Genomic DNA, 15584 nt, shown 5'->3' with positions numbered 1-15584 from the left:
CTGTTTGTGTTTTTAGTGGTGAGTATTACTTAACCTTGCTGCGTCACATCAGTTAACTAAATAGAGATTCTTAAACAGGCTATTAAGAATACCTGCCGTATTTATGTGACTAGGAACTATAAACTTTGCCATATCACCAAATAACACGCTGGGGGCCAGATGCTGCTCAATCAGATGATATTCAGGGCGCTGCGCGTAGTCATCCCATAGGATAACGGCACCAGGCTTTAGCCTAAGTAATGAATACAAAAAACACGGCACTCTAAATCGGCCATCAATCAGCACTAAGTCTGGCTCTAGCGCCGCAGCCCATGCCAGCGCATAGTAATCTGGCCAGCGGCACTGCGCTGCTGTGCCGTCAGGATAGCCCCAGTCACCGGTTGGGCCAATGTCGGCAAAAAGCAGCATGGTTTGGCTGGCGGTTTGAATGCCCGTGATTTGGTCTGCTACTTTGTCTACCCAAGCTTGGCTGGAATCTATAGCAATAATGTGCGGCACGCCCAGCCACGCCGCCAGCAGGGTGCTGCCGCCCATGCCAAACTCTAAATAGCTATGGGCTTTTTGTAATGCCGTCGTAAGCGCCTCCCGCTCGGCTTCCGGCATATGGGGCTTAGGGGCAGTAAGCATGGCGATGCTCTGAATAGAGGAGGAGCTTATTCCGACCATACGGCAAACTCGTTTCCCGCCGGGTCTTTAAACTGAAAGCGCCGCCCGCCTGGGAAAGAAAAAATGGCTTTGATTAGCTCACCACCCGCAGCCAATACGGCGCTTTGCGTCGCTTCAAGCTGATTGCTGTATAAAACAATTAAGGGCGCACCGCTTTGGCTAGAAATCGCTAAATCAGCGTAGTAAAAACCACCATCAATCCCTTCATTAGAAAAAGCGCAATACTCTGGGCCATAATCCACAAAAGCCCAGCCAAATACCTTGGTGAAAAAGGCTTTGCTTAAGTTTAAATCTCTGGAAGGCATTTCAATGTAATTCACTTTGTGATGCTGATGCATAAAGCGGCTCCAAGCAAATCTGGCGGTTAATGGGTATTTATAACTGATGTTACGCAGTAAAATCAAAAAGTGCGTAGTCCACGAAAAACACCAAAAGCACGAACAAATGCCGTATTACCCTTGCTCTTTGATTGATCTAAACAATCCCATTTAAAATCAAATCATTATGTATAAGCTCAAACCATAATCATGATAAAAAAACTGAAAAGGTCATTTATATTTGAGCTGTTTTTTTCGTGCATTTAGTGTTTCTGTGGATAAATAGTTTTTGTGCGAAACATCAGTTTATAATAAAAACTGCACCTGTGTTGCCGGATTGCCGCTGGCTTTCCATGCATGCCAATGGCGCTGCAAACGATGAATCTTTTGCGCTAAAATTGCGCTACTTACATACTGGCTGATTTGATTAGTGCGAAGTATTTCATTGCCCCAATGGCTAACCGCTTGAGGGCAAAGCTCCCACGCCTGCGCAATATCAGAGAGCTGCCAAAGCCAATAGGGGGATAAATGCCCATGCACTTGTAATAGCGTGGGGTTGATATCGGCCCCTAAGTGTGTGAGTTGTTCTTTCCAAATGCCACGTACATGAATGTTGGCAAATTCACCATTAATTGCGGCACTACGCTGCCGTATATGCTGGCGATAACGCACCAGTGGCAGGCCTAAATTAGCCAATTGCCCATATTGGCTTAATCGAATCACAAAATCCCAATCTTGGGCCATATCCATTTTTTCTGTGTATTGAATACCACTGGCTAACCAAAGCGCACGATTAAGCATCATGGCGGGCTGGGCCATAGCGCAATAAAACAAATTATCCACGCAGATGTCTTGATGTAATAAAGGAAATAAGCGCATTAGTTCATCTTCGCCATCTTCATTAAACACCAGCATATCGCCCGATACGGCAATGACTTCTGGGTGGCGCTGCAAAAACAAGGCACTTTCAATAAAACGCTGCGGCAGGCTAATGTCATCCGCATCATGTAGGGCAATCCAATCCCCTGTTGCAGCGGCCATGCCGATATTGCGCGCATAAGACACCCCGTGATTACAGGGTAATTCAATTAGTTGAATGGATAGCAAGCGGCTGGCCGCAGCTATTTCTGTTTGGTAATCATATTGGCTGCCGTCATTTACCAAAATGATATCTACGGCGCTAAAGAGAGCAAATTGGCAGGCAGCCAAGCCCTTTAGCATTTCAGAGAAGTGCTGTGGGTCTGGGTTCATAAAAGGAATAACAATGCTGAGTTTCATTTTTGATCCGCTGCTTAAATTAAGGCGCTGTGGCCAAAATACTCATAATCGTTCGCCATCCTGCTTCAGATTTTGGGCTTTTTGCGAAGGCTCGGCTCAGTAATTCACGCTGGCTAGTGGATAGCTTTTCTTCTAAATCCATGCCGGTTTGGCTGAGCGTAAGGCACTTTACGCGTTTGTCGTGCTGGGCTGTACTGGCAAGAATAAGACCTTTTTCTTGCAGCTCTCTTAATGGGCGATTAAGTGCTTGTTTGGATGTGCCCAGCTTGGCAAGAAGCGCATTAACCGATAAGCCCGCCTCGCGCCCAACAAAATAAAGAATGCGGTGGTGCACTCGGGCCAGTTGTAAGGGGCTAAGCATTTCATCGGGCAGCGACGTAAAGGCACGATAGCCATAAAATAGGAGTTCCAGGTCAGTGTTAAGTAAGTCTGTATTCATTTTGGTCATGGATGCGCGTACTTGAGCCTAGTTGCTTGACATAGTAGCGGAGTCTAGTGCATAAATAGGTCATGTGTATTGACCTATAGGCGTCGGGCTATGTTTGCAACACGGATTAATCGGCTAACTTCCTCATTAGTTAGGGATATTTTAGCTGCGGCTTCACAGCCCGGTATTATTTCTTTTGCAGGGGGCTTACCAGCCAGTGAAGCCCTGTTTAAGGCGGATCAAAATGCCTTAAACCAGTTGCCAGATGATATTTGGCAATATGGGCAAACCGAGGGTGAGCCTGCACTGCGTCAGCAAGTGGCTTTACGTGCCAAGGCGATGGGGATTGATTGCTCGGCGGAGCAGGTTTTGATTGTGAATGGCTCGCAGCAGGGGATTGATCTTGTCAGTAAGCTGATGGTGGATGAAGGCACGCAAATCTTGACTGAATCACCCACCTATTTAGCGGCCTTGCAGGTGTTTCGCTTATTTGGCGGCCAGTTTGTCAGTGTTCAGCAAGATGAACAGGGGATCTTGCCGCAGGCTTTGGCCGCATGTGATGCCCGCTTGGCTTACTTGGTGCCTACATTTCAAAACCCAACGGGGCGATGTTATTCAAAAGAGCGCCGTAAGGCTTTGGCCGAGGCGTTTGATCGGCACTCTATGTTGGTGTTTGAGGACGATCCTTACCGAGATCTTTCTTTTGATGGCCCTGCGCCTGAGCCTATTGTCTCGCGGCTCAAAGAAGCGTTTTGGGTGTATCAAGGATCGTTTTCTAAAACGCTTGCGCCAGGGCTGCGTCTTGGCTATCTGATTGTGCACCCCGAGCTTGTTTTACCACTAACACGGCTTAAGCAAGCCGCTGATTTACATAGCAATCGCCTCAGCCAAGCCATTGTGGCGCAAGTTTTGGCCGATGGTAGCTTAGATCGGCATGTCAGTAGTATCTTGCCTTTGTATCGGCAGAAGCGTGATTTTATGCATGCTTGCTTACAGCGCCATTTGGGGGATAAAGCCCATTGGGAAAAGCCAATTGGAGGTTTGTTTTTTTGGCTAACACTCAATACCCAACAAGATACGATGCATCTAATGCGCACCGCATTAGATGCAGGCCTGGCGATTATGCCTGGCGCAGCTTTTGATCCAGTGCCGCAGCCATCTGCAACACTAAGGCTTAATTTTAGCCATGCCAGTATCGAGCAAATTGAGCAGGGCGTGTGCTTACTAGCCCGATTGCTGAATTAAAAGAATAAGGTAAATAGCAGGTCAGTTTGTGTGTTGTGGGGGCAAGAAAGGCAATTCAATACTAGTGTGTAAATGCACCCTATTGTTATTGAGCTTGCTTTGGAGTCTAAATAATGAAACTGCCACTCTGGTTTGCTATTTGCTGTTTTTGTGGCTCAGTATTTGCACTAGAAGCCCCAGGTGGGGCTGTTGTCCTTACTGTTTCTGGAAATGTAAGTCAGCCTAATCGTGGTAAAGAGGCTGTATTTACTATGGATCAGCTAACAAAGCTCCCCCAAATTAGTTTCACTACGCAAACACCTTGGTATGACAAGCCGGTTAAGTTTACTGGGCCTCTTTTAAAAGATGTATTAGCGGCGGCGGGAGCAAAGGGTGAAAAAATCACCTTGATCGCCCTAAATGACTATCGTGTAGAAATACCTTATTCCGATGTGGCGCATTACCCCGTGGTATTGGCGCGGCTAATGAATGATAAGCCTATGCCTATTCGGGAGAAAGGCCCGCTATTTATTGTATACCCCTATGATAAACATGAGGAGCTACAAAAAGAGCTGTATTACACGCGATCTATTTGGCAACTCTCAAAAATAAATATGCAATAAGGGGGGAGCTATGGATCACAGCAAGCGGCTGCTATGGCTCATCATTAGTAGTTTGGTCGCTGTCTATGCCGCAATTGCTGTTTTGCAAGTAATTCAATTTAAAAGTTTAAATACCGCATTAGGGCGGGCAGATGACAACGCACTTTGGGCCTTGATTCAATTACATGTAGATTATCAACGATTTGAAAAAACATTTGAATTGCACTTACTAGATAAAAACAAAGTGCCGCTTGATGAATTAAAATTGCGCTACGAAATATTTGTTAGCCGGATAATAAATTGCCAAGCAGGCGCGCCAAAGGAGTTAATGCGGGGATTTCCTATTTTCTCTGAAACAGTCAAGGCATTAAATCAGTTTGTTAGCGAGGCGGATCATTACCTAGGTGCCTACCCAGATCGGCCCATTGCATCAGCTCAATTTGCGGGCTTATTACAAAGCTTTGCTCCTCCACTAGAAGATTTAATCCAAGAGTTGGATTTAAAAGCCGCTGTTGCTTCTGCCAATGTGGTGGATGGCCGCGGTGCCGAAGTAAAAAAGCAAATTATTTTCACTAGCACGCTGACGGGGTTTCAATGCTTACTAACCTTATTGCTGGCTTTTGCCATGTTGCGTCAGCATCGTCAGCGGGCCAAGGCGCAGGCCGATGCCCTGCAAAGCCAAACTGACTTGGTTTATGCATTAAAACGCAATGAAGAGGCGCTAGAGGCCAAAGTCTCTGAGCGAACCTCGGCCTTGGGCTTGGCCAACGATACATTGCAAGTGCAGCAAATAGAGCTAGAGCGGGCGCGCAATCATGCAGATCAAGCTTCGCAAATGAAATCCGAATTTTTAGCCAATATGAGCCATGAAATCCGCACCCCGATGAATGCGGTGATTGGGATGTCTTATTTGGTGCTTAAATCTAATCTTACATTCAAACAGCGCGATTATATTGAAAAGATTCAAAAATCTGGCCAGCATTTACTAGGTATTATCAATGATATTCTGGATTTTTCTAAAATAGAATCTGGAAAATTAAAAATTGAAATGCTTGATTTTGAATTGGATAAAGTGCTGGATAATGTGGCTAATTTATTGCTAGATAAAGTGAATAGTAAAGGATTAGAGCTGGTTTTTGATATTGCCGCTGATGTACCCAGAACTTTGTGCGGTGACTCATTAAGGATTGAGCAAATATTGATCAACTATATAAATAACGCGGTTAAATTTACACAAGAAGGGTGTGTGAAGTTAACTTGCAAAGTTTTAGAAAAAAACAATGAAGGTGTGCTTCTTTATTGGGCGGTGAGTGATACAGGGATTGGGATTGAAGCAAATCAAATTGAGCGTTTATTTCAATCCTTTCAGCAAGCCGATACCTCAATAACCCGTAAATATGGCGGGACGGGTTTAGGCTTGGCTATTTCTAAACAATTGGCCCAGCTGATGGGGGGCGAAGTAGGGTTGACTAGTGTTTGGGGCGAAGGCAGTGTTTTTTGGTTTACTACGCGCTTAAATATCAGCCACTTGGTACCACGCTCCTTATTGCCGAGTGTAGATCTGCGCAACAAAGCCGTGCTGGTGGTGGATGATCAAGAAGACGCCGCCCGTGTTTTGGCTGAGTTATTACGCACCATGACTTTTCAGCCGAGTGTGGTGATGTCAGGGCAGGCCGCCGTGGCTCAAGTGAAACAGGCCGACGCAGCTGGCGCGCCATTTGCAGTGGTTTTTTTAGATTGGCGTATGCCGCAGATGGATGGCGCTGAAACAGCAAGAGCGATTCAATCTTTAGCCTTACAAGCACCACCGCAATTAGTGGTGGTCACTGCTTATGGGCGGGATGAGGTATTAAATGAAACACCCGCCAATCTGATTGATGATGTGTTAATTAAACCAGTAAGTGCCTCGCAATTATTTGATACCACCATGCGGGTATTGGGTAGCGCTAACGATAGAGCATCTTTTGCATTGTTAAATACATCTACACTAGAAATTGATTTATCTAGCATTCAAGGTGCGCGTATTTTATTAGTAGAGGATAACGATTTAAATCAACAAGTTGCCATCGATTTATTACATGATGCAGGATTCACCGTTGATTTGGCCGAAGATGGTCAACAAGCGGTTCAAAAAGTTCAACAAACAAGTTACGACTTAGTATTGATGGATATGCAAATGCCGGTGATGGATGGGCTGGAAGCCACCAAACAAATAAGGCTGTTACCGCAATATGCCAATGTATCCATTGTGGCAATGACGGCGAATGCCATGAAGGCAGACCAAGAGCGATGTATCGCTGCGGGAATGAATGATCACGTTGCCAAACCCATCGAGCCTAATGATCTGTGGTCAGCATTATTGCGCTGGATAAAACCACGGCCTGAAAATGCCAATAAGATGAATGGTGCGGCAACCGTAGCCAACAAATCTTTTGCATTAACCCATAAATTGGAATTGCTAAATATTGCGGGCTTAGATGTGAGTAATGGCCTGCGGCGAGTGCTAGGAAAAGAATCTTTATATTTGGAAATGCTTAGAAAATTTATTCATGGGCAATCCGCAATTATTGCGGAGATTAGCTTGGCCTTAGAGGAAAAAGATTACAGCACTGCCGAGCGCTTATTGCATAGCAGTAAATCCGTAGCAGGCAGTATTGGCGCTACAGAGCTAGCAGAGCTGGCCGCTGAATTAGAAAACGTTATTCGCTACCGCCCAACCGATCCAATGTGTAAGCCTATGCTGGAGGCGTTTTCTTCTGCCTTGGTGAGTTTTTTGGTGGATTTAATTGTGGCATTAGATGGGGTGAAGCTAAGCGGCGATGAGGTGGAGTCTCAGGCGGCTGAAGCGCCTTTGGTGATGGCGGTAGACGATACCCCGATGAATCTGCTGCTGATTGATCGCATGCTAAAAAAAGAATTTCGGGTTGTTACCGCCAATAACGGCTTAGAGGCCCTAGATAGGCTGGCTAAAACACCGCTGCCGCAGCTTATTTTATTGGATATCCTGATGCCAGAAATGGATGGCTATGAAGCTTGTCGGCAAATCAAGGCCAACCCAGCACTTTGCCATATTCCTATTATCTTTATGTCGGCCCGTTGCGAAGCAGAGGATGAGATCTTTGGCATGGAATTAGGCGCGATAGATTATATGACTAAGCCATTGTGCCTGCCTTTGGTGTTAAGCCGAGTGAAAGCGCATTTGGCCATGCAAGCGGTTAAACAAGTCAATAAATAGCCTAGCTACAGACAGTTTGTATTAAAATTTTGATCTTTTATGCTTGTTTGTCCTTGGTTTTATGCGCAAAATGCTTGTCTGACTCGGGGTGCCGTAAGTGAATACGGCTGAGAAATACCCGTGACCTGATCTGGATAATGCCAGCGTAGGGATGTCGGCCATCCTTGATGGGCCGCCTGCGCCTGCCAAGGAACTCAAAATGTCTGACTTGCACACCATCCCGCTTATCCCCCAGTTTTCTTTGCGCCGTGTTGGCGAAGAGCTAGAACGCATGCGCGCCGCAGCGCCCTTGGTGCATTGCTTGACCAATGAAGTGGTGCAATCCATCACCGCAAATGTCTTACTCGCGCTCGGCGCATCCCCTGCCATGATCGTGGCCGAGGTAGAAGTCACCGATTTTGCCGCGATGGCCGATGCGCTATTGATTAATGTCGGCACGCTTTACCCAGCGCGCCTTGCTGTGATGCAAGCGGCGGTAGCGGCGGCCAATACGGCTGGCACGCCTTGGGTGTTAGACCCCGTGGCAGCAGGCGTTTTGGCCTATCGAACCGATGCCTTGCACGCTTTAATGCAAGAAAAACCAGCGGTGATTCGCGGCAATGCCTCAGAAATTATGTGCTTGGCAGGCGAATCCGCTAGCGGCAAGGGCGTAGATAGCACGGCGCATTCGGCTTCTGCCATTGCTGCTGCAAAGCGGCTGGCCCAGCAAACCGGCGCAATTGTGGCGGTAACGGGCGAGGTGGATTACGTTAGCGATGGCGAAGTGACATGGGCGATTCCCTGGGGCCATGTTTTGATGACCCGCGTCGTGGGTACGGGCTGCGCCTTATCTGCCGTGGTGGCGGCTTTTGTGGCGGGTGCGCCTGATCGGCTTGCTGCGGTGGCCGCCGCCTGCGCCGTGATGGCGATTGCTGGGGAGCGCGCCGAATCAGCTTGCGATGGCCCGGGCACCTTTTTGCCCGCATTTTTAGATGCGCTGTATGTCATGCAGCCCGCTCTGTTAAAGGCGGCAGAAGAATGAAACTTTGTTTTGATTTATCGCTTTATTTGGTGCTAGATCCTGATCTATGCGGTGGCGAGCAGGGCATGGTGGCAACCGCTCTGGCCGCAGTGGCAGGGGGCGTGACCATCGTGCAATTGCGCGCACCTAATTGGAAAAAACGCCAGTGGGTGAGTGCCGCTCAGGCGCTTAAAAACGCGCTAGAGCCATTGAATATTCCCTTAATTATTAATGATCATATCGATGTGGCGCTGTTGGTGGATGCCGCCGGTGTGCATGTGGGCCAGCAGGATATCGTGCCAGAGATGGCTCGCCAGCTCATTGGGCCAAATAAAATATTGGGTTTGTCGACCTCTAATGCCGCCCATATTAAAGCTGTGCCACAGGGTTTGGTGGATTACATTGGCGTGGGGCCGGTGTTTGCCACCGGCACAAAATTAGACGCCTCCCCAGTCATCGGCCTAGAAGAATTTGCCACGCTGATGCAAATAAAATCCCTACCTGCCGTAGCGATCGGCGGCATAGGCTTGGGGCGGGTAGCCGGTTTACGTGCGGCGGGGGCGAATGGCGTAGCCGTGGTTTCGGCCATTTGTGGCCAGAACGACCCTCAGCAGGCAGCACAAGCTTTACGAAAGGAAATGGCTGCATATGATTGTTAATGCACTAAGGTTTCCGGGTCTGATTCGGCTTGCTATCTATTTACGCTGTGGTGCCTTGCAGCAGAAGGGAGTGGTCAATGATTGTTAATGCACTAAGGTTTCCGGGTCTGATTCGGCTTGCTATCTATTTACGCTGTAGTGCCTTGCAGCAGAAGGGAGTGGTCAATGATTGTTAATGCACTAAGGTTTCCGGGTCTGATTCGGCTTGCTATCTATTTACGCTGTAGTGCCTTGCCGCAGAAGGGAGTGGCCAATGATTGTTAATGTATTAACGATTGCCGGCTCTGATTCTGGCGGTGGCGCGGGGATTCAGGCCGATTTAAAAACTTTTTCGGCGCTGGGCGCTTATGGCATGAGCGTGATTACCGCGCTCACCGCACAAAATACCCAAGGCGTACACGCCGTTCACGCCGTGCCGCCTGCATTTGTGCTGGCGCAGCTTGATGCCGTATTGGCAGATATCCGCGTCGATAGCGTCAAGATTGGTATGCTAGCCAATGCAGAGATTGTTGCCGCCGTGGCACGGGGCTTACGCCAACATCGCCCGGCCTGCGTAGTGCTCGATACCGTGATGATCGCCAAAGGCGGCCACCCACTGCTGTTGCCAGAAGCCATCGCCGGCATTCGCAATGAGCTGCTGCCTTTGGCTGATTTGATCACCCCCAATTTACCTGAGGCCGCCGCATTGCTAGGCTGCGCCGAGGCACAAACTGAACAGCAGATGCAAGAGCAAGGCCACGCCTTGCTGCAAATGGGCGCGCAAGCCGTGCTTATGAAGGGAGGGCATTTAGGTGGCAATGAAAGCCCCGATTGGCTAATCACCACCGCTGGTGCCACCCGCTTTGCAGCAGCGCGCATTCCCACCCAACACACTCACGGCACCGGCTGCACATTATCCGCAGCCCTTGCCGCATTGCGGCCCAAACACCCAGACTGGCCCAGCTCCGTACACGCAGCAAAAAGCTATCTACTTGCCGCCATTGCCGCCGCAGATCAATTACAAGTAGGGCAGGGAATAGGGCCGGTGCAGCATTTTCATGCGTGGTGGTGAGGCGTGGGGTACTTGTTTTGTGTTATCCGCGCTACGATATGGATCAGTTCGCTTCTAATATGTTTGTATGCAATACATGGCTTTGCTTGAACAAAGTCATAACCAAGTAAGCCCTCGTGGCGTGGGAAAACTAAACTGCTTCGCCTACCTTTAGGTTTATTTCATGTTTTTAAATAAATAGGATTAGCTTTTATCTGCTTCAAGAAAAGAATTTTTAAATAAGGATTTAATATGTCAATGATCGGTAATTTTTTAGCCATCCCGCAGGATGAATTAGATGCTTTATACGATGAATCTGGAGAAATCGCCGCGGTATTAGATGGCGAATATGCAGCGCAAATTATTGATATTGATAAAGCATGGCATGGTATTCATTTTATGCTGACAGAAAACAACGCAGTGTCTTCACCTTTAGCCCATGCCGTATTGGGAATTAAAAAAATTGGCGAAGAAGACGTAGGCTATGGCCCCGCCCACGGCATCTCTGCCGCCAGCGTAAAAGAAATCGCTAGGGGGCTAAACGCCCATCCTATCAACTTAAGCAATATGCTATTCGTAGGGCGGGTGCAACACGCGAGTCATGCTGAAAAAACGCGGGTTTCACCCGCCCTACGATGTTTCCTTGCAATAGATAGATCTAAGTTGATCGCTTAAGGTTTAACGATCAACAGTGCCCTTAAGTTGATGGGATTGGGCTAAACGCCATCTCTGATGAAGCATTCCGCGCCATGTTTGATACCGAAGCAATGACAAATTCCGGGGTTTACCCCGATATTTGGGATGAAGGCGATGATGCACTGGCGTTTCTGCTAAGCAATTTCAAAGTATTGCAGCGCTTTTATACTAACGCAGCAAAAGCAGGTAAGGCGGCGATTAGTTTTCTGAATTGATTATTTATGCGCTCTATAAACTAAGTCTTAAGATGACTTTGCGAAGTTATCATGAACTTCGCAAACCATTATGCGGGGCTTAATACCACCCTTTGCCCCCACCAAACCCCCGCTAGCGCCAGTGTTCCGCCAATCGCATGGTAAGCATAAAGTTGTTCGCCCATGAGGGTGGATGCGGCTAGTGCTACAAAGAGGGGGAGTAGGTTCATGTAGAGGCTGGCGCGGGCGGGGCCGAGGATTTTTATGCCACTTATCCAGCAAAACGGTGCGCCGATGGAGGCGGGGATGCCAGCGTACAAAATCAGCGGGATATTTTGCGCGGTGATGGGCGATGCGGGGGCTAGCCACCAGAAGGGCAGTAGCATCAAAATGCCAAATCCGGCCTGCACATACAGCTGCTGCCACGTTGATAACGGCAGCGCCCAGCGTTTCAGTAATACGCCGTAGAGCGCGTTTGATGCCACTGCGATCAGCATTAATCCATCGCCGAGCTGCACTGCGCCGTGCAGTAAAGTGGCAGGCTGGCCGTGGGTGCAGAGTATCAAGAGGCCCAAGAGCGATAATCCCACGCCGCCAAGCCGCGATGCACTGAGCGCTTCGCCTGCAAATAGGCTGGCTAGCAAGGTGGAAAACAGTGGCATTAAAGCCACCACCACGCCCATATGGATGGCCGAGGTGGTTTTTGCCGCTTCATAAGCCAGCCCCTGATACATGCCCATTCCTAAACATCCTAAGAAAGCGAGCTTGGGCCAGTGGGCCGCCACCATAGCGCGTTGTCGCCATACGGCGCGCAATACAAACGGCGTTAAAACTAACCCCGCCAGCAGCCAGCGGTAAAAAGCAATGGCCGCTGGCTCTATCACCACGGCGGCGGCTTTAGTGACCAGCGTGTTGCCTGTCCAGATCAGGACGGCCAGCAGGGGGAAGAAAGAAAAGTTGGCTGCGGCTGGGGCTGCATGGGTGATTGTTCGCATGATGGTGGGGCTCTCATAAGAAGATAGCCCTATCGTCCCGCAAGCCTTACTGTTGTGTAAATTGACATTATTGCAATCCATTGCTGCATTTTTTGCATGAATGCAGTTAACGTTTCAATGACTAAGCTTTGCAGGGGATTTAGACAACGGTTTGTCGCTTTGTATTGGGTGCCAATGGCTGGTCAATTAGCCTTGAGCGAGTGATTAGCAAAGCCCACCGTTAAGAAACTGGTCTTGATCACTGCATTAGAAAATGCCGTTTCAACGCATAAAGCCACCTTTTAATGAATAAACCTCGCCCGCCTCGATGCGGATTTTTTTATGGATCAAAACATGTTGAAAGACAATATCGGCAGCGTCGGCATTAAAACGGGATTCAATCTCACCATTTCGGCGGTGGGTTCATGGAGCATGGCTGAATTGATCCACAAGGCTAAATAAATCTCTTTATTTGTTTAATTTCTACCTCGTAAAATTAAGTACCTACACTGTTTTACTTACAAGATATGATTGGTTAAATAGTAAATATACACAAACAGGGTAAATTCTAAAGTAGCTAAGTTAAAGCTTCGTGTAATATTTTGCGCTTGCCATAAAATGTTGATTTATCATGAGTTTGAATGATCTGCTTGCTTCTTTTGCCGCTGCGTTTAGCCAAGATCAGCGCTTGATTTCCTTACAGTTAGGGGACGGTGCCGCTTGGGGTGAACAGCTTTTACCGCAGCGAGTGGAAGGCCGTGAAGGGATCAATCAAGCTTACCGCTACCAAATTGATTGCTTATCGTCCGATGGCGGATTAGAGCTTAAATCCTTACTTGGCCTGCCTATTGTCTTATCGGTAGCCGATGCCAATGGCCGCGAGATTGAGCGCTGTGGCGTTATCTCCCAAGCGCAATTGCTGGGCTCTGATGGTGGCTTTGCTCAATATTTACTGACGGTAGAGCCCCCGTTTGCGCTGCTCCGATACCGCCGCACTTCTCGGGTCTTCCAAGATTTGTCAACCGTCGATATTGTGAAACAGATACTGGCCGAGCATCAGGCCACAAACCCTGTGTTTGCCTCAGTGCAAACGCTGGATCTTAAACTCTCTGGCAGCTACTTACCGCGCTCTTACTGTATACAGTATCGTGAGTCTGACTTTGAGTTTATAACCCGTTTATTGGCAGAGGAAGGTTTGGCGTGGCGATTTGAGCATCTGGCTGGGGATAATCCGCAGGTACAACTGCTGATCTTTGATGATGCCTTTGCGCTTCCTGAAGCGCAGGAGATGCAAGTGCGCTTTCATAGGGCTTCCGCTACGGAAGAGTCAGATTCTCTTACCGAATGGACAACCCAGCGGCAAGTGGGTAGCAACTCTGTTTCTTTAGCCAGTTTCGATTACAAAGCCACCACCACCCACCAAAGCTTTGATGAAAGCCGTATCGACCAAGGCGATGGTGGCCAGCAGCTGCAGGCCAGCTTAGAAGACTATGACCCACAAGCGCTTTATTACGCCCGCGATGCAGAGGGCTTAAGCCACTACGCGCTACTACGCCAGCAAGCGCATGATGGACGAAAGAAATCTTTTAACGGCTCTGGCACTTTGCGCAGCTTGCAAGCTGGCCAATGGTTTCGCCTGGAAGACCACCCCGCCCATGAGTGGGACAGCGCCGAACAGCGGGAATTTGCCGTAACCGAGCTTAAATTTACCGCACATAATAATCTGCCCGTAGATTTAACCCAGCAACTTGGCCTAGTTGCGCCAGGCCTGTTGGTGGCGGCTAGCGCTAAACCTTATCAAGCCGACTTCACTGCGCAAAGACGTGGCCAGCCGGTTATGCCACATTTTGCCCATGCAGAGCAAAGCAAGCCTAAAAGCCGTGGCTTACAAACCGCCACCGTAGTGGGCCCTGCCGGATCAGAAGTGCACACCGATGAGCAAGGCCGGATTAAGGTGCAGTTTCACTGGCAACGCGCCGCCGAGCACCCCGATTTTGGCGCAAACCTAGACGATAAATCATCCTGCTGGATACGCGTTGCCGCGCCATCGGCCGGTGCAGGCTTTGGACATCAGTTCATCCCGCGCGTCGGCCAAGAAGTAACCGTAAGCTTTATTGAGGGGGATATCGATCGCCCTGTCGTCACTGGCGTTGTCTATAACGGCAGCCATCCAGTGCCCGCGTTCAGCGGCGCTGGCGCATTGCCCGCCAATAAAACGTTATCCGGTATCAAAACAAAAGAACACGAAGGTGGCCAATACGGCGAGCTACTGTTTGACGATAGCAAAGGTGAAGTGCGCACCAAATTATCTAGCGAGCACGGCAAAACCCAGCTCAACCTTGGCTACCTAATCCACCCGCGTACCGACGGTAAAGGCGAGCCACGCGGCGAAGGCTTTGAGCTACGCAGCGACAAACAAGGCGCAATCCGCGCCAGTGGCTTACTAATCAGCACTGAAACCAAAGCTGGCGCCAGCGGCAAACAGCTAGACCACAGCCCAGCGCAAAGCCAGCTGGAATCCGCCCTTGCTCTCGCCCAAAGCCTTGGCGAAACCGCCACCAACCAACTCGCTGACACCATTGAAACCGGTGAAGGCGATAAAACGGTAAAACCCGACAACAGCGCAGGCGACAAAGCCACCACCGGCCACTTGCACCACCACGTACACGCTAGCAAAAGCCTTGAAGCAGGCAGCAATACCGACAAAGACGGTAAAACTAAATCCAAAGACCAAGCAGGCCAGCAAAAAATCATCCTGCTGCACGGCGAAGATGGTGTAGCCATCACCACTCCGCAAAGCCAGACGATTGCCGCAGGCACAAACCTAGATCTGGTCGCCCAGCGTGATACCAACCAAACCTCTGGCCGCCGCTGGATACACAACGTTGGCCAGCACATCAGCCTGTTTGTGGCCGGGATAAAAGATAAAGTCGCACTCAAACTCATCGCTGCCAAAGGTAAAATCCAGCTGCAAGCGCAAAGCGACGACGTAGAAATCACCGCAGACAAAAACGTAAAAATCACCGCCTGCAAAGAAAAAGTAGAAATCGCCGCAGGGGATGAAGTGCTCTTCACAGCGGGAGGCGGTTATATCCGGCTAAAAGGCGGCAATATAGAAATCCATTGTCCGGGGGAAGTGAGTATTAAAGGCGCGAGCCATGAGATGAGCGGGCCAGCCAGCTTAAATATGCCTCCTATTAAATTCAAAGGGACGCTCTGTGAAATGCAGGCCGCCTCAGCGGCATCAGGTGGTGATGCCATTGTGTCGAGTAAATGAAATGG

14 protein-coding genes and 1 riboswitch are annotated in these 15584 nt (G+C 49.0%); of the genes, 9 read left to right on the top strand and 5 right to left on the bottom strand.

The window, feature by feature from the left end; translation table 11 throughout:
* Positions 1-48: 48 nt before the first annotated feature.
* The 4 genes from R6242_RS10960 to R6242_RS10945 all read right to left on the bottom strand — a co-directional run bounded on the left by R6242_RS10960 (position 49) and on the right by R6242_RS10945 (position 2709).
* The gene (locus R6242_RS10960; protein WP_318426682.1) at positions 49-627 is read right to left on the bottom strand and encodes a hypothetical protein; all 579 of its coding nucleotides are present in this window, start codon (positions 625-627) and stop codon (positions 49-51) included.
* A gap of 26 nt (positions 628-653) precedes the next feature.
* On the bottom strand, positions 654-1004 hold the full coding sequence (locus R6242_RS10955; RefSeq protein ID WP_318426679.1) for a VOC family protein: 351 nt from the start codon (positions 1002-1004) through the stop codon (positions 654-656).
* A 285-nt stretch (positions 1005-1289) separates the two neighbouring features.
* The gene (locus R6242_RS10950; protein WP_318426677.1) at positions 1290-2261 is read right to left on the bottom strand and encodes a glycosyltransferase; all 972 of its coding nucleotides are present in this window, start codon (positions 2259-2261) and stop codon (positions 1290-1292) included.
* A 19-nt stretch (positions 2262-2280) separates the two neighbouring features.
* Positions 2281-2709, bottom strand: a complete 429-nt coding sequence (locus R6242_RS10945; RefSeq protein WP_318426675.1) for a helix-turn-helix domain-containing protein — start codon at positions 2707-2709, stop codon at positions 2281-2283.
* A gap of 90 nt (positions 2710-2799) precedes the next feature.
* Between R6242_RS10945 and R6242_RS10940 the strand changes: the two genes are divergently transcribed.
* The 8 genes from R6242_RS10940 (at position 2800) to R6242_RS10905 (ending at position 11349) form a co-directional block, all read left to right on the top strand.
* Positions 2800-3933, top strand: a complete 1134-nt coding sequence (locus tag R6242_RS10940) for a PLP-dependent aminotransferase family protein (RefSeq protein WP_318426673.1) — start codon at positions 2800-2802, stop codon at positions 3931-3933.
* A gap of 113 nt (positions 3934-4046) precedes the next feature.
* On the top strand, positions 4047-4535 hold the full coding sequence (locus tag R6242_RS10935) for a molybdopterin-dependent oxidoreductase (protein ID WP_318426671.1): 489 nt from the start codon (positions 4047-4049) through the stop codon (positions 4533-4535).
* A gap of 10 nt (positions 4536-4545) precedes the next feature.
* Entirely contained in the window at positions 4546-7749 is a 3204-nt protein-coding gene (locus R6242_RS10930; RefSeq protein WP_318426669.1) for a response regulator, read from the top strand.
* A 74-nt stretch (positions 7750-7823) separates the two neighbouring features.
* A riboswitch (TPP riboswitch) is annotated at positions 7824-7918 on the top strand.
* 30 nt (positions 7919-7948) lie between these two features.
* Entirely contained in the window at positions 7949-8770 is an 822-nt protein-coding gene (thiM, locus tag R6242_RS10925) for a hydroxyethylthiazole kinase (protein WP_318426668.1), read from the top strand.
* Positions 8767-9408, top strand: coding sequence for a thiamine phosphate synthase (gene thiE / locus R6242_RS10920; RefSeq protein WP_318426665.1), 642 nt, complete (start codon positions 8767-8769; stop codon positions 9406-9408). Before thiM ends, thiE begins: the two co-directional genes overlap by 4 nt.
* A 253-nt stretch (positions 9409-9661) precedes the next feature.
* Complete coding sequence (gene thiD / locus R6242_RS10915; RefSeq protein ID WP_318426661.1) at positions 9662-10459, top strand: bifunctional hydroxymethylpyrimidine kinase/phosphomethylpyrimidine kinase; 798 nt, start codon at positions 9662-9664, stop codon at positions 10457-10459.
* A gap of 231 nt (positions 10460-10690) precedes the next feature.
* The gene (locus R6242_RS10910; protein WP_318426658.1) at positions 10691-11113 is read left to right on the top strand and encodes a DUF1877 family protein; all 423 of its coding nucleotides are present in this window, start codon (positions 10691-10693) and stop codon (positions 11111-11113) included.
* Positions 11114-11148: 35 nt separating this feature from the next.
* A complete protein-coding gene (locus tag R6242_RS10905; protein WP_318426822.1) occupies positions 11149-11349 on the top strand; it encodes a DUF1877 family protein in 201 nt (66 codons plus the stop codon).
* Between the two features lie 68 nt (positions 11350-11417).
* Here the strand turns inward: R6242_RS10905 and R6242_RS10900 are convergent, their stop codons facing one another.
* Positions 11418-12323 (bottom strand): DMT family transporter, encoded by a 906-nt coding sequence (locus R6242_RS10900; protein WP_318426655.1) that lies wholly within the window; start codon positions 12321-12323, stop codon positions 11418-11420.
* 610 nt (positions 12324-12933) lie between these two features.
* On the opposite strand from R6242_RS10900, the gene R6242_RS10895 reads away from it, so the two are divergent.
* Entirely contained in the window at positions 12934-15579 is a 2646-nt protein-coding gene (locus R6242_RS10895) for a type VI secretion system Vgr family protein (protein WP_318426651.1), read from the top strand.
* Positions 15580-15584 lie beyond the last annotated feature (5 nt).

Source organism: Iodobacter sp. CM08, assembly GCF_033446605.1.
In the GTDB taxonomy this organism is placed as follows: Bacteria; Pseudomonadota; Gammaproteobacteria; order Burkholderiales; family Chitinibacteraceae; genus Iodobacter.
This window is presented reverse-complemented; position numbering and strand designations above follow the sequence as displayed.